Source organism: Microbispora sp. CA-102843 (assembly GCF_050936215.1).
Classification (GTDB): Bacteria; Actinomycetota; Actinomycetes; order Streptosporangiales; family Streptosporangiaceae; genus Microbispora.
In genome coordinates this window covers 6783424-6802231 of sequence record NZ_JBNJNF010000001.1, presented here as the reverse complement: position 1 = coordinate 6802231, position 18808 = coordinate 6783424, and the positions used below count along the sequence as shown (strand labels likewise).

Sequence of the window (18808 nt, the reverse complement as noted above, 5' to 3'; positions counted from 1 at the left end):
CCGTCGTCCACCGCCGCCGTCAGGACCGCTGAGAGGTTGGCGAAGACAGTCCGGACGTAGTTCGGCGCGAGCGACTTCTGTAGTCCGCGTGTCCACAACTGAATCACCGAGGGCCGTAGAGACCGCAGTTCCCGCCCGCCGAGCTCTGCACGGCGCGAGCCGTCGCGTCAGTGGGCGGAAAGCCGGGAGGACGGTTTCCACGCGCTACGGCATCACTTCGCGAGCGTGCTCCTTGCGGACGGCGTCGACGTGCGCAGCCTCGCAGAGTTCCTTGGTCACCGTGACCCCGGGTTCACGCTCCGGACGTACACGCACCTGATGCCCTCGGGGGAGGAGCGCATGCGAAAGGCCATCGACCGTGCCTTCGGTGCGGCGCCGGTAGATGGCCTTCCTGCGGACGTGAGTGCCCTGGATGTGCCCTGAACGGGGGCGTACGGCCTCCCGCCCAGGTCATCAGCTCAGAGGATCACACGTCGTAGTAGAGCTCGAACTCGTGCGGGTGCGGGCGGAGACGGATCGGGTCGACCTCGTTCTCGCGCTTGTAGGAGATCCAGGTCTCGATGAGGTCCGGCGTGAACACGCCGCCCTCCAGCAGGTAGTCGTGGTCGGCCTCGAGCGCGTCGAGCACCTTCTCCAGCGAGCCCGGCACCTGCGGGATGTTGCGGGCCTCCTCCGGCGGCAGCTCGTACAGGTCCTTGTCGACCGGCTCCGGCGGCTCGATCTTGTTGCGGATGCCGTCGATGCCGGCCATGAGCATGGCGGCGAAGGCGAAGTACGGGTTGCAGGACGGGTCCGGCACGCGGAACTCGATGCGCTTGGCCTTGGGGTTCGACCCGGTGATCGGGATGCGGACGCAGGCCGAGCGGTTGCGCTGCGAGTAAACCAGGTTGACCGGCGCCTCGTAGCCGGGCACCAGGCGGTGGTAGGAGTTCACCGTCGGGTTGGTGAAGGCCAGCAGCGACGGGGCGTGCTTGAGCAGGCCGCCGATGTAGTAGCGCGCCATGTCCGACAGACCGGCGTAGCCGACCTCGTCGTAGAACAGCGGCTCGCCGTCCTTCCAGAGGGACTGGTGGCAGTGCATGCCGGAGCCGTTGTCACCGAAGATCGGCTTGGGCATGAACGTGACCGTACGGCCCGCCTGGATGGCCGTGCTCTTGATGATGTACTTGTACAGCATCAGCTTGTCGGCCGTCTTGAGCAGCGTGCCGAACCTGAAGTCGATCTCGGCCTGGCCGGCGGTGCCCACCTCGTGGTGCTGCATCTCGGTCTCGATGCCGGCCTCGATGAGCTTGCGGACCATCTCCGAGCGCAGGTCGGTGAAGTGGTCCATCGGCGGGACCGGGAAGTAGCCGCCCTTGTAGCGGGGCTTGTAGCCCAGGTTGCCGCCCTCGGAGGCCTTGCCGGTGTTCCAGGCGCCCTCGATGGAGTCGATGTAGTAGTAGCCGGCGTTGGCGCGAGTCTCGAAGCGGACGTCGTCGAAGATGTAGAACTCGGCCTCGGGGCCGAAGTACACGGTGTCCGCGATGCCGGTGCCCTTGAGGTACTCCTCGGCCTTGCGGGCGACGTTGCGCGGGTCGCGGCTGTAGGCCTCGCCGGTCAGCGGGTCGTGCACGAAGAAGTTGATGTTCAGCGTCTTGTGCTGACGGAACGGGTCGAGCACGGCCGTGGACGGGTCGGGCAGCAGGAGCATGTCCGACTCGTGGATGGCCTGGAACCCGCGGATCGACGAGCCGTCGAACATGAGGCCGTCGGTGAAGACGTTGGGGCCGAAGTTCTCGGACGGGAAGGTGAAGTGGTGCGTCGTCCCCGGCAGGTCCGTGAACCTGACGTCAACGAACTGCACACCCTCGTCCCGGATGAACTTGAGGACGTCATCGGCGGAGTTGAACACTCTCGAACCTCCCAGGGGCATGGGCCAGCAACCCGAAAATAGGCCGATGCCGTTTCCGCCCCATGTCTCGATTGTTTCGCGCGTGTTAAGGGAAAGCGCTACCCGGGCGGTCGCGGCGATAACGTCGGCCCGCCGTTCCCCGGGCTCCATCGTACGACCTTCTCGCAGGTCAGGTGCCCAACGCGGCCGGGCAACGCGGCCCGCCGGAAACGCCGGACGCGCGGTTGTAGGGGTCGACGGGATCGCCGGAGGGCCGCGCTCCCTGCGGGTCGCCGGGGAATCGCGGATGAACGAATCCGTCGTCCGGGTCGCAATTCGCGCCGAAGAGGGCCGACCTGTCCGCGGCCAGCAGGACGACGAGCTTCCCGTCCTCCCGGTACGCCGAGAACTCGCTCCTGTGGTGCTCGACGACCCTCGTCACGATCAGGGGCGCGCCGGGGCGGCTGACCGGATGGACGAACAGGTAGTCCGTCTCGATCGTGACGCCTCCGCCGGCCCTTTCGGAGATCGTCGTCTCGCCGGAGACCTTCACGACGTCCCCGACCGGCTCGGCCGCGCCCGGGGCGAGGCTGAACAGCCACGACCGGGTGCCGGATGGACCGGTGTCGTCCAGGTGGCGCAGGAACGCCTCGCGCTGCCGGGGATTCAGCAGGCGGATGAACTCCTCCGGCCGTTCGCCCCGCATCGTGGCCGGATCGAGATGCGCGGCCGACAGCAGTCGCCGTACGCGCTGCAGGGCCTGATCGACCTCCTTCTCCGTGAGCCCGCCGAGCGCGCGCGCCGCGGGCATGGTCAGCCCCTGCTCCCCGCCGGCGTAATCGACGGCGGGAGTGCCGGCGAACGGACCGGCGGAGGGCGCCGGGACGGGGCCGTGGTCGAACAGGCCCTCCTCGCCGTCGGGGATCGGCGTCAGCACTGGCCCGGGCCGGGCGACCACCGGGCCGGAGATCATCAGGTCCTCGCCGCCGGAGGCCGGGCGCACGATGCCGAGCCTCTCCAGGACGTCGGGCCGCAGCACGACGACGAGCCCCACGAGCACGACCAGGCCCGCGATCACCACCAGCACGGCCGGGCGGCGCCGGCGTCCCGGCGGCGACGAGATCGACTCGGCCGCCGCGGTCATCCGCCGGATCTCGTCTTGGTCGAACTGCGCGACCAGCGCCTCGAAGCGCGCGTCGATGTCATCGGGGTCCGCCGGCCGCACGGTTCCCTCCAAAGCGCTCAGGTCGGAAACGATTCACGATACCGGGATTTCATGCGATGAACCTGCCCATGATGTACGCCTTCGCGGCCGGACGCCAGACCGGTGGCCCTCCCCGATACGCTGGGAAACCATGAGTGACCGGCAGCCGCGTTGGACGCAGACCTGGATCGGGGGCCCGCGGGCCGCCGGGGTGGACCTGGGCTATCCGGGGCAGCGCCTCGGCCTGCCCGAGCAGGGCCCCGGGGCGGTCGCGGGGTGGGGGCGCAGGATCGGCGCGGTCGTCGTCGACTGGCTGCTGTGCACCTGGGCCATCGCCGGCGGCCTGCTGCACGTCCAGGGCAACGACGTCGGCGCGGTCGGCCTCGGGATCTTCGCCGCGGAGTACGTCCTGCTGGTCGGCACGATCGGCATGACGCTGGGGATGCGCCTGTTCGGCATCCGCGTGGCCGGGCTCCACGGCGGGCGGCCGCCCTTCCTCGGCGTGCTGGTGCGCACGCTGCTGCTGTGCCTCGCGGTGCCCGCGCTCGTCTGGGACCGCGACCGGCGCGGCCTGCACGACCGCGCGGGCGGCACGGTCGTGGTCAACCTCTGACCCCCGCGGGGGTGGCCGGTCACGGCTCGACGAGGCCGGCGCGGATGGCGTAACGAGTCAGTTCGAGCCGGTCGCGCATGCCCAGCTTCTGCAGGATGTTCGCGCGGTGCCTGTCCACGGTCTTCACGCTGATGAAGAGCGTCTCCGCGATCTCCTTGGCCGAGTTGCCCTCGGCGATGAGTTTGACGATCTCCTCCTCCCGGGGCGTCAGGATGCTGTCCGGCATGCGCTCGCCCTGCCGGTCACGCCGGAGGTAGTCGCGGATGAGGGCGGTGACCGCGCCGGGGTAGAGGAAGGGCTCCCCGCGCATCGCCGCCCGGCAGGCCTCCAGGAGGTCCTGGTCGGCGACCGACTTGAGCACGTAGCCCGAGGCGCCGGCCTTGAGCGCCTCGAAGAAGTACTGCTCGTTGTCGTACATCGACAGGATCAGTATGCGGATGCCGGGCGCGCGTCGTGAGATCTCGCGCGCCGCCTGGATTCCGGTCATGCGGGGCATCGCGATGTCCAGGATGGCGAGGTCGATCTCCTCGGAGCGGGCGGCCTCGACCGCCTCGGCGCCGTCGGCGGCCTCCGCGACCACCACGAGATCGGGTTCCGCGTCGAGGATCAGCCGCAGCCCGCGGCGGACCAGCGCGTGGTCGTCCGCGAGCAGGATGCGGGTTCTACGGCTCTCCACGGCTCAGCTCTCCTTTACCGCGTGTGGGGGTACGACCAGACGCACGTCCGTGCCGCCGCCGGGCGGTGAGTCGACGGTCAGCCGGGCGCCGATGAGAAGGGCGCGCTCGCGCATCCCGCGGATCCCGGCTCCCTCCTTGTGGACGCCTCCGCGCCCGTCGTCGGCGATGCGCAGCGTGAGCTGTCCCTTATCCTGCGTGAGCGACAGCTCCACATGGCGGGCGTGCGAGTGCCTGGCCACGTTCGTCAGCCCCTCCTGTGCGATCCGGTAGAGGACGAGTTCGACCTCTCCGCTGAGGGCGGGCAGGCCGGTGTCGACCTCACGGGTGATCGGGATCCCGCTCGCCTGCGAGAAATCGCTGCTGAGCGCGCTCAGCGCGCTGTGCAGCCCGAGGTCCTCCAGGACCCCGGGCCGCAGTCGTCTGGCGACCTGCCGCACCTCGTCCAGGCTGCCACGGACCGTCTCCTGGGCGGAGCACAGCTCCTCCCGGAGCTCCTCGGGCGCCCGGTCGACGACGCGCTTGAGCGCCAGCAGCGCCACGGTGAGGCTCTGGCCGATCTCGTCGTGCAGCTCGCGCGCGATCCGCCGCCGTTCCCCCTCCTGCGCGGCCAGCGCGTACGCGCTGCTGGCGCTGCGCTCGGCTTCGAGCCGTTCGAGCATCTCGTTGAACGTACCGATCACTTGCGCGAGATCGCCGTTGCCGCTGTCGGTGAGCCGGTCGCCCGCTCTCAGCAGGTCGACCCGCCGCATGAGGGTGGTGAGCGCGCCGAGCGGGGCCAGGCTCTTGCGGATCAGCAGCGCGTTGGCTGTGATGATCAGGGCCAGTCCCACGGTCAGGACCGGTATCTCGGTGAGCAGGACCGGTGAGGACACCGTGGCCGGGGAGAGCGCGAGCACGAACGTCCCGACGGTGAAGACCAGCCCGTTGATCGCGAACAGCCGCCAGAACAGGGCCCGGGCCGGGTGCCGCGACCGCGGCGTCCTCGGCGGCCGGCCGGTTTGCGGGTCGGTGCGCTCGTTCACGGCTCACAGCCTGCTCGTCCTCGTACGCGGGTGTCCATGCGGGGTGCCCCCCATCGTGTGCGCGTTCCTACATGTCATACCTCTCCCGATATGGGTGCCGGACCCGATGGTGGTGGCCCACGCCCTCTCGAAGACTGAAACAGAGGCAACGACGGACGGGAGGGGGAGACGCGATGGCGCTGACAGGCCTTGGTCCGCCGCTCGCCGCGTGGGTCGTCATGGCCGGCGCGCTGCTGGTCGTGTCGGCCGCCGCCGTGCTCCGTGTCGTCAGGGAGGGAGAACGACTGGTGGTGTTCCGATTCGGCCGCCTCGCCGCGGTCAAGGAGCCCGGTCTCGCCGCCGTGCTGCCGGGTGCCGACCGCGCCGTACGCGTCCCGCTGGGCCCGGCCTTTCTCGATCTGCTGTGGCTCGACGCCGTCACCGCGGACGGCGTCGCGGTGACCGTGAACGGCACCGGGCTGGCGTCCGTGCGGGATCCGGCCTCCTATGCCCTGGACCTCGGCCTGTCGGAGTCGGCCACCCTCGCGGCCGCGGAGGCGGAGATTCGCGCCCACGTCGCGGAACGCGACCTGGCGGAGCTGGCTCAGCCGACCGGGGAGGCCCTGCGCGACCTGTCGGCGAGGATCAGCCGCCGCACCCGTGAGTGGGGAGTCGAGGTGACCGTCATCGACTTCCACCGCGTAGAGGTGCGGCTCAAGGCAGACCTCGTCCGCTGGGCCGAGGGCTACGCGACCCGCGCGGAAGCGGCGCGGAACGGACCCTGATCCCGGCCCTGTCACCGATCGGAGGTACCTGAGATGGACGTGACCCGCGCCACCCTGCCCGGCATCGCCACCGTGGTGCACCAGTGCGTCACCCGCGACGGCCAGCGCTTCGGCGTGCTCGTGGAGAAGTCCGGCCGTCGCCGGCTTCTCGTCTACAACCCGGCGGAGCCCGACACGCTGCTGCAGGCGATCAACCTGGACCAGCGCGAGGCCGACCAGCTCGCCGACATCCTGCACAGCAGGCCCGTCCTCGATCGGCTCGCCCATCTCGAACGCCGCTTCGCCGAGTTCGCAGAAGCGGCCAGGTGAACCATGCCGAGAACCGTACGTCTCCCCGATCGATGTGATGGCCTGATGCGAGCGCGCGATGTCGTTGTGAACCTGCCGACGGTGACCGTCCACGACCCCGTCGCCAGGGCTGTGCGGATCATGGTGCTGAACCGGATGCCCGGGTTGATCGTGGTGGACGACAGGAGGCGGCCGGGATGGGTGCTTCCCGGCACCCAGGTTCTGCGTCTCGTGGTTCCCGGGGCCTATCAGGAGGATTCGGCACTCGCCCGCGCGGTCGACGAGGCCCACGCCGACCGCTTCTGGCAGGAACTGGCCGGCATAACGGTGGGGGACTGCCTGCCGTCCCAGCCGCCCAGGCCGGTGACGGCGCCTCTCGACGCGACCCTGCTCGAAGTGGCCGCCCTCATGACCCGGCTCCGCAGCCCCATCGTCGCGGTCGTCGGTCGCGACGGCACCCTGGCCGGGGCGATCACGCTGGAGAGGCTGCTCACCAGTCTGGCGATTCTCCCGCCGGCTGACTGACCGCCACGAGTGAGCCGCGGGGGCCGCCCCCGCCCTTTTCGGTCGCAGACCCTGTCGCGTCTGTCACGTCGCGTCGTGCGACATGTCCATGATCCGGAGGTTTTGTCATTCACCGCTTCGCCACGCCGTCGTCCTCGCGGCGCCCTCCCACCGGGACGCCGCCCCGGAACTCCGGCCGCCACGCGCTCACCGCCGGACCCCCGGGGCGCCACACGTGAGCGCGGTCGTCTCCTTCACGATCTTCCTGGTGGCCTTCGTCTTCATCGCGTCGGAGAAGGTGCACAAGGTCAAGGTGGTCCTCGTCGCCGCGGGCGCGATGGCCGTCCTGGGGCTGATCCCCGGCGACGAGGTGTTCTTCTCCGAGACCGCCGGCATCGACTGGAACGTCGTCTTCCTGCTGCTCGGCATGATGATCATCGTCGGCGTCGTCAAGCACACGGGGGTCTTCGACTACCTCGCCATCTGGGCGGCGAAGAAGTCCAAGGGCCGGCCGTACCGGCTGATGGTCATGCTGATGGTCATCACCGCGATCGCCTCGCCGTTCCTCGACAACGTCACCACGATCATGCTCGTCGCGCCGGTCACCGTGGTCGTCTGCGACCGGCTTAGCATCCCGGCTCAGCCGTACCTGATCGCCGAGGTCCTCGCGTCCAACATCGGCGGCGCGGCGACGCTCATCGGCGACCCGCCCAACATCATCATCGGCAGCCGCGCCGGGCTGACGTTCAACGACTTCCTGGCCCATCTGGCACCGATCGTGGTCGTCATCTTCGTGGTGTTCGTGCTGCTCACCCGGGTGATCTTCCGCAAGTCGTTCCGCTACCAGCCGGAGCGGGTGGCCGCGGTGATGGCGCTGCAGGAACGGCGGGCGATCACCGACCCGCGTCTGCTCGTGCGGTGCATGATCGTGCTCGGCGGGGTCGTCGCCGGGTTCTGCCTGCATGCCGTCGTGCATGTGGAACCGTCGATCGTCGCACTGGTGGGTGCCGGGGTGATGCTGCTGGTGTCCCGCGCCGACGTGACGGACGTCCTGCGCGAGGTCGAGTGGAGCACCCTGGTCTTCTTCATGGGCCTGTTCGTCATGGTCGCCGGGCTGGTGAACACGGGTGTCATCGCGACGATCGGCGGCTGGGCCGTCGGCGCGCTCGGCGACGACCACTTCCTCGCGGCCACGGCGCTGCTGTTCGGTTCCGGCGTGCTCGGCGCGTTCTTCGACAACATCCCCTACGTCGCCACGATGGTGCCCGTCGTCGAGGAGATGGTCGCCCAGGCCCCGGACGCGCGAACCGGGCAGGCGCTGTGGTGGTCCTTCGCCCTGGGGGCCGACTTCAGCGGCAACGGCACCGCGGTGGCGGCGAGCGCCAACGTCGTGGCCGTCGGCATCGCCGCCCGGACCGGCCACCGCATCGGCTTCTGGCAGTTCACGAAGTACGGCGTCCTCGTCACCGCGCTGAGCATCGCGATGGCCTGGGTGTACGTCTGGGTGCGTTACTTCGCCTGACGCCGCCCCCGCCGGGGCCTACGACATGGCCCTGACGCACTGGAAGATCGCCGTACCGGGGAGCAGGCGGCCCCGCAGCGGGCTCCAGCCTCCCCAGGTGCGGTCGTGGCCCGGCGGCCACTCCGGCTCGGTCAGGCCGGTCAGGGCGAGGCCGGAGGCGGCGATCAGGCCCACCCAGTCGCCCATCGTCCGGTGGTGCTCCACGTACGACGGCTCGCCGTCATCGCCGAACTCGACGTACGGCGACCGGTCGAAGTAGGGCCGGTCGGCGGTCAGGCCGCGCGGGCCGGGATCGTCGGGGAAGGCCCACCGCACGGGGTGGCTGACGGAGAACACGAACCGGCCGCCCGGCCGCAGCACCCGGCGCACCTCGGCCAGCACCGCCCCGGCGTCGGCGACGAACGGCAGCGCCCCGTAGGCCGAGCACGCGAGGTCGAACGACTCGTCCGCGAACGGCAGCGCCTCGGCGTCGGCCTGGACGACGGGCAGCCTCACCCCGCCGGTCATGTCGATGCGCCGAGAGTGCTGCAACTGCCGGTAGGACAGGTCGACGCCGGCGACCGCCGCGCCCTGCCCCAGCAGCCACCGGCCGCACTGGCCGGCGCCGCACCCGATCTCCAATATCCGGCGCCCCGCCACGTCGCCGAGCAGCCGGGCCCCGGCCTCGTCCAGGCCCTCGGGGCACCACACGAAGCCGTCGTCGCGCAGGAAGCCGCCGTGCTCGGCCTGGTACTCGTCGGCCGCGCCGTCCCACCATCCCCGGTTGGCCCGTGAGGTCTCCGATCGGGAGACCGGCCGCCTTCCGACACCCACCCTGTCGTCTTCCGATCGGGTCAGCGCATCTTGGGGCCGCGCGGCATCCGGGCGCCCTTGGGGATGGGGCCCTTCGGCATCGGGATGGCCGGGGTGAGGGCGCGCATCCGGTTGTTGACCTCGGACACCGCGCCCTTCTTCAGGTTGCGGGGCAGCTTCATCATGTGCCGCTGGAGCTTGGCCAGCGGGACCTGGCCCTCCCCGTCACCGCACTGGACGTCGTACACGGGCACGTCGACCGCGACGCGCTGCACGCGCTTCTTCTCCGCGACGAGCATGCGCTGCACCCGGTTCGACGGACCCTCGGAGACCAGGATGACCCCCGGATATCCGACGACCCGGAAGACGAGGTCCTGGTCGCGGTTGACCGCGACCGGCTTCTCCTCGACGTACCAGGTGCCGCGCAGGCTCTGCAGGATCGCGTACGTCGCCCCCGGCTGGCCGTGGAGCATCGAGTACTGCGCCCTCTGCGCCAAGCGGCTGAAGACGATCATCCCCACCAGTACGGCGGCGAAGACGCCGAACACGATCCACGTCCAGCCGAAGATCACGCCGATGACGACGAACAGGACGAGCGTGCCCAGAGCCGACGCGTAGACGATCGGCATACCCTTGGGGTTCGCCTGCTGAATGATCTGTGCGACCATCCGGAGTTGCTTGAGGCGTCCCGGAGCCGCTGCGTCTTTCGCCATGGTCTGAAGGATACAAACCTTGAGCTGACTTAATGAAAACGAGACTCGCCCACGCGGGCGGCGATCGCCTGCTGGTACAGACGGCCGGCCCGGTAGGACGAGCGCACCAGCGGGCCGGACATGACGCCGGCGAAACCGATCTCCTCGGCCTCCTGCTGGAGCTCCACGAACTCCTCGGGCTTGACCCAGCGGTCCACGGGGTGGTGGCGCTGGGTGGGGCGCAGGTACTGCGTGATGGTCACCAGGTCGCAACCGGCCTCGTGGAGGTCGCGCAGCGCCTGGGTGATCTCCTCGCGCTCCTCGCCCATGCCGAGGATGAGGTTCGACTTAGTGACCAGCCCCGCCTCGCGGGCCATGCTGATCACCGCCAGCGAGCGCTCGTAGCGGAACGCGGGCCGGATCCGCTTGAAGATCCGGGGCACGGTCTCGATGTTGTGCGCGAAGACCTCGGGCCTGCTGGAGAAGACCTCCTCGAGCTGGCCGCGGTCGCCGTTGAAGTCCGGAACCAGCAGTTCGACGCCGCACCCGGGCACCATCTCGTGGATCTGCCGGGCGGTCTCCGCGTACAGCCAGGAGCCGCCGTCGGGCAGGTCGTCACGGGCGACGCCGGTCACCGTGGCGTAGCGCAGGCCCATCTGCCGCACCGACTCGGCGACGCGGCGCGGCTCGTCCCTGTCGTACTCGGCCGGCTTGCCGGTGTCGATCTGGCAGAAGTCGCAGCGCCGGGTGCACTGGTCGCCGCCGATGAGGAAGGTGGCCTCGCGGTCCTCCCAGCATTCGGAGATGTTGGGACAGCCCGCCTCCTGGCACACGGTGTGCAGCCCCGCGCCCTTCACCAACGACTTGATCTCGTTGAAGTTGGGGCCGTTGCGCAGCCGCGTCTTGATCCACGGCGGCTTCTTCTCGATGGGGGTCTGGCTGTTGCGCACCTCCAGGCGGAGGAGCTTTCGGCCTTCAGGAGCGACGGTCATGCGACTTCCTTCACAGCACTCCGCGGCAGCGGTCCGCGGGCCCGGGGTCCGAGCGGGAGCACGGGGCCCTGCGCCGTACGCGGGCCTGCGTGCCAGTCGGAACGCTCGTTCACGAGCCCAGCTTATTACCTGCCTTCAGGTGATCCGGGACAGCTCCCGGACCGCCCGCCCGAGGTGGCGGGACAGCTCGGCGTCGATCCGGTCCGACTCGCCGGAGCCGAGGCCCACCGCGCCGTCGTCGACGCCGGCCGATTCGAGGAGGACGGCCCTGAGCGCCGTCGGCGGCTCCGCCTGCCAGGCGGCCTGCCCGGCGAGGGAGGCCTCACGGCGCGCGGCCACCAGGCCGGGATCGGGGTCCCTGGAGAGGACGGCGCGGCGGATCTCCTCAGCCGTCTCCCCGCGCCTGGCCGCGGCCATGACGGGGGTGAGGCGGCTTTCCGCAGTGGTGAGCGCGTCGACGTACTCGACCACGGCCCGCGACGAGACGGCGCGGGCCGCGACCTGGTCGGCGTAGTAGACGGCGTGCTGCGACTGGGCGGAGACGAGCCGCCGCAGCGCGAGCTCGGCGAGCAGCAGCGGCCACACCAGCACCCAGCCGGTGACCTTGCCGATCGCCTGCGACGCCATCCTGCCCCCTGGAACGGCGCTGTGTCCGTCCAGCAGGGGGTCGCCGAAGTCGCGGTACCGGTCCACCCGCATGCCCATCAGGGCGTGCCGCCACTCTCCCGTGGTGGCGAGCGCGGCCGGGACGAGCAGGCCGCGGCCGGGGTCGCCGCTGACGTCGCGCGCGAGTTCCGCGCCGAGCATGCCCGCCCGCTCGCGCGGCGTCAGGGTGAGCAGCAGCGGAAGCCCGACGAGCAGCACGGGCCGCCGCCGCACCCGGGCCCACACCCCGGTCCGCAGGTGGGCGCACCGGAAGAGGCGGTCGTGCAGGTAGATCGCGGCGGGGGGCGCCGCGCCGACCGCCCCGGCGATTCGGTCGGCCACCTCGAACAGGGTCGGCGCCTGCTCCCTGGTGACCTCCTCGACGCCGTCCGGCGGCCGGACCGTCCGGGGCCTGGTCAAGATCGCGATGGCGACGAGCGCGCCGCCGAACAGCCAGCCGAGCACGTTGCCGTGCCAGTCGACGACGATGAGGACGCCGCAGGCCAGGATGGCGGCGGTCGCCGCGTGGACGACGGCCGACAGCGCGAGGGAGACCAGCCTGGCGGCCGTCCAGCGGGGCGGCCTGTCCAGCCGCAGGCCCCGCAGCCGGAGGAACCGCCTCCTGGCGTCACGGGGAAGCGGATCGGTGTGGACCTCGCCGGGGGGTGAGGAGAGGCGCATGCCGCGAGTATGTCCGAGCACATCTCGCTCGGCGAGACCTTGAAATAGTGCAGCCGATTGCAAATTTGAAGTAGAGTGCAGAAATGGCCGAGGGACTGCGGGAGCGCAAGAAGCGGCGGACCCGGCAGCGCATCGCCGAGGCGGCGGTCGGGCTGTTCGTCGAGCGCGGCTTCGACAACGTCACGATGGCCGAGGTGGCGGAGGCCGCGGAGGTGTCGGTGAACACCGTCTACAACTACTTCCAGGCCAAGGAGGACCTGGTCCTTCCGCCCGAGGAGGCGTCGCCGCGGCGGCTGGCCGACATCGTGCGGGAGCGGCCGGCGGGCCAGTCGGCGGCTGTCGCGGTGCTGGAGCGCCTGCGCCGGGAGATACACGGGCGCGAACGCACGGTCGGGCTGAGTGCGGGATTCGGGCGCGTGCTGGAGATGATGCGGGCCGCCCCCACGCTGACCGCCCGGCTTGAGGACCTCGGCCGCGAGATGACCGACGCGCTGGCGGTCGCGCTGGCCGAGGAGACCGGCGCGGACGCCGGCGATCCGCTGCCGCGCGTGGTCGCCTGGCACATCGGCTGTCTCCACTCGCTGGTGTACGCCGAGATCGGGCGGCGGACGGCGGCGGGGGAGAGCCCGGACGCCATCGCGGCCGCCGTGCTGGAGTTGCTCGACGTCGCCGAGAGCCTCCTGGGCGAGCGCGCCCGCACCTATGCCGTACGAGAGGGACGACCGTGTTCAGAGTGACGATCAGAGGGAAGTTCAAGGGCCTCGACGACGCCGGCCGGGCCGCCGTGACGGCGGCGGGCGGCGCGGCCTACACCGAGGGCGGCACGTTCACCCACGACGCGAGCGTGTCCGCCTTCACCTTCCGCTGCCAGGTGCCCGCGGGGCCGGACGACGGCGAGGAAGAGGCCGCGCTGGGGGCGATGGCCGCGCTGGACGCGCACGGGCACCCGTACGAGATCCTGCAGCTCGCGGTGACCGACATGCGCCAGATCAAGATCCGCCGGAAGGGCCGCGGCGCGTAGCCCTCAGGCGAGATCCTCCTCGTACAGGTCGTACGGCTCCTCGCCGAGGGCCTCGGCGAGGCGCTTGCCGGCGAACGGGATGACCTCGTCGACCGTGATCCGCCGGCCGGTCTCGGCCGCCAGCGACGTGACCCCGGCGTCGTCACCGGTGATGCGGGTGTACCAGCTCAGGTCGTTGACGCAGTTGAGCGCGAAGCCGTGCATGGTGACCCCGCCGGAGACCCGGATGCCGATCGTGCCGAGCCTGCGGTCGGGCAGCCCGTGCGCGGGGTCGCCGGGCACCCACACCCCGCCGCGGCCCTCGACCCGCCGCGCCGTCAGCCCGAAGTCGGCGCAGACCTGGATCAGGACCTCTTCCAGCAACCGGATGTAGGCGACCACGTCGCCGATGCGGATGATGGGGTAGCAGACGAGCTGCCCCGGGCCATGCCAGGTGATCTTCCCGCCTCGGTCCACGTCGATGACCGGCGTGCCGTCGACCGGCCGCTCGTGCGGCAGCGTCCGCTTGCCCGCCGTGTAGACGGGGGCGTGCTCCAGGATGAGGCACACGTCGGAGATCTCGTCGGCCGCCCGCCGGGCGTGCAGCCGCCGCTGCAGGGTCCACGCCTGCTCGTACGGTACGTCGACGCCCAGGCGGACGATGGCCACGCCCTTCACGTTCCCATCGCCCTTCACGTTCACAGCGTAGAGGTCAGCAGCCGGGGCTCGATACGCAGCTCCTTCACGGCGGGCCCGTCCCGCTCGATCCGGTAGGCGTATCCCTCGGGGTCGGTGGTCACGGCCTGGATGAACTCCGTGCCCACGTAGTGGAGCGCCACGCCCTCGTCGGCGGCGTACCCCTCGGGCAGCTCGCCCGACGCGACCGACTCGTGCAGCAGCGCCCGCCGCTGGGGGTCGGAGTTGTAGTGGACGCCGCAGGAGTAGGGGAGCAGGCCCAGGCCCTCGGCCCAGGGCCGCAGCCTCGGCCCGAACGAGTCGGTGTTGCCGCCGACGTGCCAGCACAGCGCGCCGGCGCTCTGCCCGGACAGCACGATCCCGGCCCGCCACGCCTCGGCGAACGCCTCGTCCAGGCCGTGCAGCCGCCACAGCGCGGCGAGGTTGGCGACGCTGCCGCCGCTCACGTAGATCGCGTCCTGCTCCAGGATCCACTCGCGGGGGTCCTCGACGTTCGGCATCGGGAAGACCGTCAGGTGGCTCACCTCGACGTCCCAGCGGGTGAACGCGCCGTACATCTTGAGCAGCCAGTCGGCGTCGTCGCCGGTGGCCGTGGCGAGCAGGCCGAGCTTGGGCCGGTCCTGCCCGGTCAGGTCGAGGACGTAGCGCAGCAGCGCGGTCGGCTCGATGAACCCGTACCGCTCCGTCTGCCGGAATGACCCGCCTCCGATGGCGACGATGTGCGATTGCCCGATGCGGCTCATGCCCACCACTTCCGTTCCCGGATCGAATGACTCTTTAGAGTACGGCGGCCAGCGCCTCGCCGATGGTGGGATGGGCGAACCGATGACCTGCGTCGAGCAGCCGCCGGGGGAGCACCCGCTGGCCGGCGAGCAGGGCCTCGTCCGCGAACTCCCCGAGCGCCAGGCGCAGCGCGAGACGCGGGGTCGGCAGCGGCATCGTCGGGCGCCGCAGCGCCTTCGCGAGAGCGGCGGTGTAGCCGGCGTTGGTCACCGGCTCGGGAGCCGTGAGGTTCACCGGCCCGGCCAGCTCGTGCGCGAGCAGGAAGCGGACCGCGTCCACCCAGTCGGGCAGCGAGATCCACGAGACGTACTGCCTGCCGCTGCCGAGCACGGCGCCCGCGCCCATCTTGAAGATCGGCAGCATCCGGGCGAGCGCGCCGCCCCGGCCGCTGAGCACGACGCCGCTGCGCAGTGGCGTCACCCGCACGCCCGCCTCTCCCGCGGGTGCGGTGGCGGCCTCCCAGGCGCGCACCAGATCGGCCAGGAAGCCCGTGCCCGGCGGCGCGGACTCGTCCACCTCACGGTCGCCGGTGTCGCCGTAGAAGCCGATCGCGGAGGAGGACAGCAGCACCCGCGGTCCGCCCTCGGCGCGGGCCATCGCCTCGGCGAGGGCACGCGTGCCGGTGACGCGGCTGTCCACCAGCTCCCGCTTGTACGCCTCGGACCACCGGCGGTCGCCGATCCCGGCGCCGGCCAGGTGGACGACGGCGTCCGCGCCCTCCAGCGCCCCGGGGTCGAGCACGCCGCCCGCCGGGTCCCAGAAGCGCTCGTCGGGCCCGGCGGGCGGGCGCCGTACGAGCCGGCGCACCTCGTGCCCGTCGGCGCGCAGCGCGCTCACCAGAGCCGTCCCGAGCAGTCCCGAGGAGCCCGTCACCACTGTCGTCGTCTCCACACACGGGTCACTACCCCCGCGAGGAGCGGTTCCGCCGCGGCTGCGCGAGGCGGCCGGGCGGATGTTCTCGACGACGGGGCCGGAGACGGCGAGGGCCGCCCCGCGAAGCGCGGGACGGCCCCGATGGCGTCCGGGGGTACGGCTCGCGCCGCTCCCGGGCGTACGGCTACGCCAGGCCGAGCTGGGCCTCGAAGCGGCCCTCCTCGAGACGGTGCTTGAGCGTCGTGAGGAAGCGGGCCGCGTCGGCGCCGTCGACCAGGCGGTGGTCGTAGCTGAGCGCGAGGTACACCATCGAGCGGACCGCGATGACCTCGCCCTCCGGAGTGTTCACGACGACCGGGCGCTTGACGACCGCGCCGGTGCCCAGCATGCCGACCTGCGGCTGGTTGAGGATCGGCGTGTCGAACAGCGCGCCCCGGCTGCCGGTGTTGGTCAGCGTGAACGTGCCGCCGGTGATCTCGTCAGGGCCCACCTTGTTGGTGCGGGTGCGCTCGGCCAGGTCGGCGATCTTACGGGCGAGCCCGGCGATGTTGAGGTCGCCCGCGTTCTTGATCACCGGGACGAGCAGGCCGCGCTCGGTGTCGGTCGCGAAGCCGAGGTGCTCGACGTCGAAGTAGGTGACCTCGTTGGTCTCGCTGTTGATCGTGGCGTTCAGCTTCGGGTGCTGCTTGAGCGCCTCGACCGCGGCCATCGCGAAGAACGGCATGAACGACAGCTTCACGCCCTCGCGCCGCTGGAACTCGTCCTTGGCCCGGTCGCGCAGGCGGGCGATGCGGGTGACGTCGACCTCGACCACGGTGGTGAGCTGGGCCGAGACCTGCAGCGACTCCACCATGCGCTTGGCGATGGTCTGCCGCAGGCGCGACATCTTCTCGGTACGGCCGCGCAGCGTGGTGTCCACCCGCACCTCCGACGCCGCGGGCGCGGCGGCGGCCGGGGCGGCGGGCGCCTGGGCCGGGGCGGGCGCCGCCTGCGGGGCCGCAGGAGCGGCGGCAGCGGCGGCGGCCTGCTCGCGCTGGACGCGGGCGGCCTCGATCACGTCCTGCTTGCGGATCCGGCCGCCGACGCCGGTGCCGGTCAGCGCGTCGAGGTCGACGCCGTGCTCGGCGGCGAGCTTGCGGACCAGCGGCGTGACGTACGGGCTCTCGCCGGACGAGGGCAGCGGGGTCGGCTCGCTCGGCTGCGCGGCCGGCGCCTGCTGCTGCGGAGCCGGGGCCTGCGGGGCCGGGGTGGGCGCGGGCGCCGGGGGCACCGGCTGCGGCGTCACCACGGCGGGCGCGGGCTGCGGGATCGACGAGATCGGTGCGGCGGGAGCGGGCTCGGGCGCCGCCGCCTGCGCCGGGGCCGGAGCGGGCTCCGGCTCGGGCTCGGGCTGCGGAGCGGGAGCCGGCGCCGCCGGCTCGGCGGCGGCCGGAGCGGCGCCCGCCTCGGAGTCGATCAGGGCGAGCTCGGCGCCGACCTCGACCGTCTCGTCCTCGGCAACGATGATCTTGGTCAGGTAGCCGGCGGACGGCGAAGGGATCTCGGTGTCGACCTTGTCGGTGGACACCTCGAGGAGCGGCTCGTCGGCCTCGACGCGGTCGCCTTCCTTCTTCAGCCAGCGTGTGACGGTGCCCTCGGTAACGCTCTCGCCGAGCTGGGGCATGGTTACGGAGACCGGCATGGTGTCTTCTTCTCTCGCGTTCGCTAGGAGGGCTTCAGTTGTGGACGTGCAGCGGCTTGCCGGCCAGGGCCAGCATGGCCTCGCCGAGGGCCTCGGACTGGGTCGGGTGCGGGTGGATGAGCTGGGCGACGTCGGTGGCGGTGGCCTCCCAGTTGAAGATCAGCTGAGCCTCCGCGATCAGCTCGCCCACCCGGCCGCCGACCATGTGGACGCCGAGCACCCGGCCGTCGCGCTCGGCGACGACCTTGACCTCGCCCTGGGTCTGCAGGATCTTGCTCCTGCCGTTGCCCGCGAGGTTGTAGCTCAGCTCGACGACGTCGTGACCGCGCTCGCGGGCGACCGACGTGGCGATGCCCACCGACGCGACCTCGGGCTCGGAGTAGGTGATGCGCGGCACGCCGTCGTAGTCGATCGGCACCGGGTTCAGCCCGGCGATGTGCTCGGCGACCAGGATGCCCTCGGCGAAGCCGACGTGGGCGAGCTGCAGCGTGGGGATCAGGTCGCCCACGGCGTACACGCCCGGCACGCTGGTCTGGCAGAACTCGTTGACGAGCACGTAGCCGCGCTCCATCGTGACGCCGTTCTCCTCGTAGCCGAGGCCGGCCGAGACCGGGCCGCGGCCGACGGCGACGAGCATGATCTCGGCGTCGAGGGTCTTGCCGTTCTCCAGGGAGACGACGACCCCGGTGTCGGTGGTCTTGACGCTCTCGAACCGGGCGCCCAGCTCGTACTTGATGCCACGGCGGCGGAAGGCGCGCTCCAGCAGCTTCGAGCTGGACTCGTCCTCCAGCGGCAGCAGGTGCGGCAGCGCCTCGACGATCGTGACCTCGGCGCCGAACGAGCGCCACACGCTGGCGAACTCGACGCCGATGACGCCGCCGCCCAGGATGACCACCGAGGACGGGACCCGGTCGAGCACCAGCGCGTGGTCGCTGCTGATCACCTTTTCGCCGTCGATGTCCAGGCCGGGCAGCGACTTCGGCACCGAGCCGGTCGCCAGCACGACGTTGCGGCCCTCGTACACCTGGTCGCCGACCACCACGCGGTTGGGACCGGCCAGGCGGCCCTCGCCCTCGACCACGGTGATCTTCTTGCTCTTGATGAGCCCGGCCAGGCCCTTGTAGAGGCCCCCGATCACCTTGTCCTTGTACGCGTGGACGCCGGGGACGTCGATGCCCTCCAGCCGGGTGCGGACGCCGAACGACTCGCCCTCGCGGGCCTGGTCGGCGAGCTCGGCCGCGTGCAGCAGCGCCTTGGTGGGGATGCAGCCGCGGTGCAGGCAGGTGCCCCCGACCTTGTCCTTCTCGATGAGGACGACGTTCATGCCGAGCTCGGCCGCCCGCAGGGCACAGGCGTAACCACCGCTACCGCCACCTAGGACGACGATGTCGTAGGGGCCGCTGCCATCAGCCACTGGAATGCTCCTTGGTCGTATTCGCACCGCCGGGTGGACCCGGCAGCATCTTTTCACTTGTCCCGGAAGATCGTGGCCCCGGCCCGGGCCCGCAC

The 18808-nt window shown here is 71.3% G+C and carries 21 protein-coding genes; 8 read left to right on the top strand and 13 right to left on the bottom strand.

All coding sequences use genetic code 11. The features are described 5' to 3' along the window. Positions 1 to 102: 102 nt before the first annotated feature. Entirely contained in the window at positions 103 to 423 is a 321-nt protein-coding gene (locus ACQEVJ_RS31540) for a tyrosine-type recombinase/integrase (RefSeq protein WP_433113077.1), read from the top strand. Positions 424 to 466: 43 nt separating this feature from the next. Here ACQEVJ_RS31540 and glnA read toward each other — a convergent pair whose 3' ends face one another. Both glnA and ACQEVJ_RS31530 read right to left on the bottom strand, forming a co-directional pair. After that, entirely contained in the window at positions 467 to 1891 is a 1425-nt protein-coding gene (glnA, locus tag ACQEVJ_RS31535) for a type I glutamate--ammonia ligase (RefSeq protein ID WP_433107352.1), read from the bottom strand. A 169-nt stretch (positions 1892 to 2060) separates the two neighbouring features. Continuing rightward, complete coding sequence (locus ACQEVJ_RS31530) at positions 2061 to 3095, bottom strand: hypothetical protein (RefSeq protein WP_433107350.1); 1035 nt, start codon at positions 3093 to 3095, stop codon at positions 2061 to 2063. Between the two features lie 130 nt (positions 3096 to 3225). Here ACQEVJ_RS31530 and ACQEVJ_RS31525 point away from each other — a divergent pair, with 130 nt between their 5' ends. Then, a complete protein-coding gene (locus ACQEVJ_RS31525) occupies positions 3226 to 3687 on the top strand; it encodes an RDD family protein (protein ID WP_433107348.1) in 462 nt (153 codons plus the stop codon). Positions 3688 to 3706: 19 nt separating this feature from the next. Here ACQEVJ_RS31525 and ACQEVJ_RS31520 read toward each other — a convergent pair whose 3' ends face one another. Both ACQEVJ_RS31520 and ACQEVJ_RS31515 read right to left on the bottom strand, forming a co-directional pair. Beyond that, positions 3707 to 4363 (bottom strand): response regulator, encoded by a 657-nt coding sequence (locus tag ACQEVJ_RS31520; protein WP_433107346.1) that lies wholly within the window; start codon positions 4361 to 4363, stop codon positions 3707 to 3709. Between the two features lie 3 nt (positions 4364 to 4366). Then, a complete protein-coding gene (locus ACQEVJ_RS31515; protein WP_433107344.1) occupies positions 4367 to 5386 on the bottom strand; it encodes a HAMP domain-containing sensor histidine kinase in 1020 nt (339 codons plus the stop codon). Between the two features lie 173 nt (positions 5387 to 5559). Here ACQEVJ_RS31515 and ACQEVJ_RS31510 point away from each other — a divergent pair, with 173 nt between their 5' ends. The 4 genes from ACQEVJ_RS31510 to ACQEVJ_RS31495 all read left to right on the top strand — a co-directional run bounded on the left by ACQEVJ_RS31510 (position 5560) and on the right by ACQEVJ_RS31495 (position 8464). Next, the gene (locus ACQEVJ_RS31510) at positions 5560 to 6150 is read left to right on the top strand and encodes an SPFH domain-containing protein (RefSeq protein WP_433107342.1); all 591 of its coding nucleotides are present in this window, start codon (positions 5560 to 5562) and stop codon (positions 6148 to 6150) included. A 33-nt stretch (positions 6151 to 6183) separates the two neighbouring features. Then, positions 6184 to 6459: a hypothetical protein gene (locus tag ACQEVJ_RS31505; RefSeq protein WP_433107340.1), complete on the top strand. Its 276-nt coding sequence runs from the start codon at positions 6184 to 6186 to the stop codon at positions 6457 to 6459. Between the two features lie 45 nt (positions 6460 to 6504). Continuing rightward, complete coding sequence (locus ACQEVJ_RS31500) at positions 6505 to 6963, top strand: CBS domain-containing protein (protein ID WP_433107338.1); 459 nt, start codon at positions 6505 to 6507, stop codon at positions 6961 to 6963. 214 nt (positions 6964 to 7177) lie between these two features. Further along, positions 7178 to 8464 (top strand): SLC13 family permease, encoded by a 1287-nt coding sequence (locus ACQEVJ_RS31495; protein WP_433107336.1) that lies wholly within the window; start codon positions 7178 to 7180, stop codon positions 8462 to 8464. 18 nt (positions 8465 to 8482) lie between these two features. Here ACQEVJ_RS31495 and ACQEVJ_RS31490 read toward each other — a convergent pair whose 3' ends face one another. The 4 genes from ACQEVJ_RS31490 to ACQEVJ_RS31475 all read right to left on the bottom strand — a co-directional run bounded on the left by ACQEVJ_RS31490 (position 8483) and on the right by ACQEVJ_RS31475 (position 12266). Then, a complete protein-coding gene (locus ACQEVJ_RS31490; protein ID WP_433107334.1) occupies positions 8483 to 9277 on the bottom strand; it encodes a class I SAM-dependent methyltransferase in 795 nt (264 codons plus the stop codon). Between the two features lie 20 nt (positions 9278 to 9297). Then, a complete protein-coding gene (locus ACQEVJ_RS31485) occupies positions 9298 to 9969 on the bottom strand; it encodes a DUF4191 domain-containing protein (RefSeq protein ID WP_433107332.1) in 672 nt (223 codons plus the stop codon). A 29-nt stretch (positions 9970 to 9998) separates the two neighbouring features. Further along, a complete protein-coding gene (gene lipA / locus ACQEVJ_RS31480) occupies positions 9999 to 10940 on the bottom strand; it encodes a lipoyl synthase (protein ID WP_433107330.1) in 942 nt (313 codons plus the stop codon). A gap of 135 nt (positions 10941 to 11075) precedes the next feature. Continuing rightward, positions 11076 to 12266 carry a hypothetical protein gene (locus ACQEVJ_RS31475; protein WP_433107328.1) on the bottom strand — a complete coding sequence of 397 codons (1191 nt, stop codon included), beginning with the start codon at positions 12264 to 12266 and terminating at the stop codon, positions 11076 to 11078. Positions 12267 to 12349: 83 nt separating this feature from the next. Between ACQEVJ_RS31475 and ACQEVJ_RS31470 the strand changes: the two genes are divergently transcribed. Further along, positions 12350 to 13003 carry a TetR/AcrR family transcriptional regulator gene (locus tag ACQEVJ_RS31470; RefSeq protein ID WP_433107326.1) on the top strand — a complete coding sequence of 218 codons (654 nt, stop codon included), beginning with the start codon at positions 12350 to 12352 and terminating at the stop codon, positions 13001 to 13003. After that, entirely contained in the window at positions 13000 to 13287 is a 288-nt protein-coding gene (locus ACQEVJ_RS31465) for a DUF6204 family protein (protein WP_433107324.1), read from the top strand. The genes ACQEVJ_RS31470 and ACQEVJ_RS31465 overlap by 4 nt, the downstream gene beginning before the upstream one ends. A gap of 3 nt (positions 13288 to 13290) precedes the next feature. On the opposite strand, the gene lipB is transcribed toward ACQEVJ_RS31465, so the two are convergent. The 5 genes from lipB to lpdA form a co-directional block, all read right to left on the bottom strand. Continuing rightward, positions 13291 to 13962, bottom strand: a complete 672-nt coding sequence (gene lipB, locus ACQEVJ_RS31460) for a lipoyl(octanoyl) transferase LipB (protein ID WP_433107322.1) — start codon at positions 13960 to 13962, stop codon at positions 13291 to 13293. 2 nt (positions 13963 to 13964) lie between these two features. Then, positions 13965 to 14705, bottom strand: a complete 741-nt coding sequence (locus ACQEVJ_RS31455; protein ID WP_433107320.1) for a Type 1 glutamine amidotransferase-like domain-containing protein — start codon at positions 14703 to 14705, stop codon at positions 13965 to 13967. A 34-nt stretch (positions 14706 to 14739) separates the two neighbouring features. After that, positions 14740 to 15636 (bottom strand): TIGR01777 family oxidoreductase, encoded by an 897-nt coding sequence (locus tag ACQEVJ_RS31450; RefSeq protein WP_433107318.1) that lies wholly within the window; start codon positions 15634 to 15636, stop codon positions 14740 to 14742. Positions 15637 to 15802: 166 nt separating this feature from the next. Further along, entirely contained in the window at positions 15803 to 17299 is a 1497-nt protein-coding gene (gene sucB, locus ACQEVJ_RS31445) for a 2-oxoglutarate dehydrogenase, E2 component, dihydrolipoamide succinyltransferase (RefSeq protein WP_433107316.1), read from the bottom strand. Positions 17300 to 17333: 34 nt separating this feature from the next. Continuing rightward, positions 17334 to 18713 (bottom strand): dihydrolipoyl dehydrogenase, encoded by a 1380-nt coding sequence (gene lpdA, locus ACQEVJ_RS31440; RefSeq protein WP_433107314.1) that lies wholly within the window; start codon positions 18711 to 18713, stop codon positions 17334 to 17336. Positions 18714 to 18808 lie beyond the last annotated feature (95 nt).

Coding starts and splice junctions, on each gene's coding strand:
- ACQEVJ_RS31525 (WP_433107348.1), top strand. CDS start 3,226: ATGAGTGACCGGCAGCCGCGTTGGACGCAGACCTGGATCGGGGGCCCG.
- ACQEVJ_RS31510 (WP_433107342.1), top strand. CDS start 5,560: ATGGCGCTGACAGGCCTTGGTCCGCCGCTCGCCGCGTGGGTCGTCATG.
- ACQEVJ_RS31505 (WP_433107340.1), top strand. CDS start 6,184: ATGGACGTGACCCGCGCCACCCTGCCCGGCATCGCCACCGTGGTGCAC.
- ACQEVJ_RS31500 (WP_433107338.1), top strand. CDS start 6,505: ATGCGAGCGCGCGATGTCGTTGTGAACCTGCCGACGGTGACCGTCCAC.
- ACQEVJ_RS31485 (WP_433107332.1), bottom strand. CDS start 9,969: ATGGCGAAAGACGCAGCGGCTCCGGGACGCCTCAAGCAACTCCGGATG.
- lipA (WP_433107330.1), bottom strand. CDS start 10,940: ATGACCGTCGCTCCTGAAGGCCGAAAGCTCCTCCGCCTGGAGGTGCGC.
- ACQEVJ_RS31475 (WP_433107328.1), bottom strand. CDS start 12,266: ATGCGCCTCTCCTCACCCCCCGGCGAGGTCCACACCGATCCGCTTCCC.
- ACQEVJ_RS31470 (WP_433107326.1), top strand. CDS start 12,350: ATGGCCGAGGGACTGCGGGAGCGCAAGAAGCGGCGGACCCGGCAGCGC.
- ACQEVJ_RS31455 (WP_433107320.1), bottom strand. CDS start 14,705: ATGAGCCGCATCGGGCAATCGCACATCGTCGCCATCGGAGGCGGGTCA.
- sucB (WP_433107316.1), bottom strand. CDS start 17,299: ATGCCGGTCTCCGTAACCATGCCCCAGCTCGGCGAGAGCGTTACCGAG.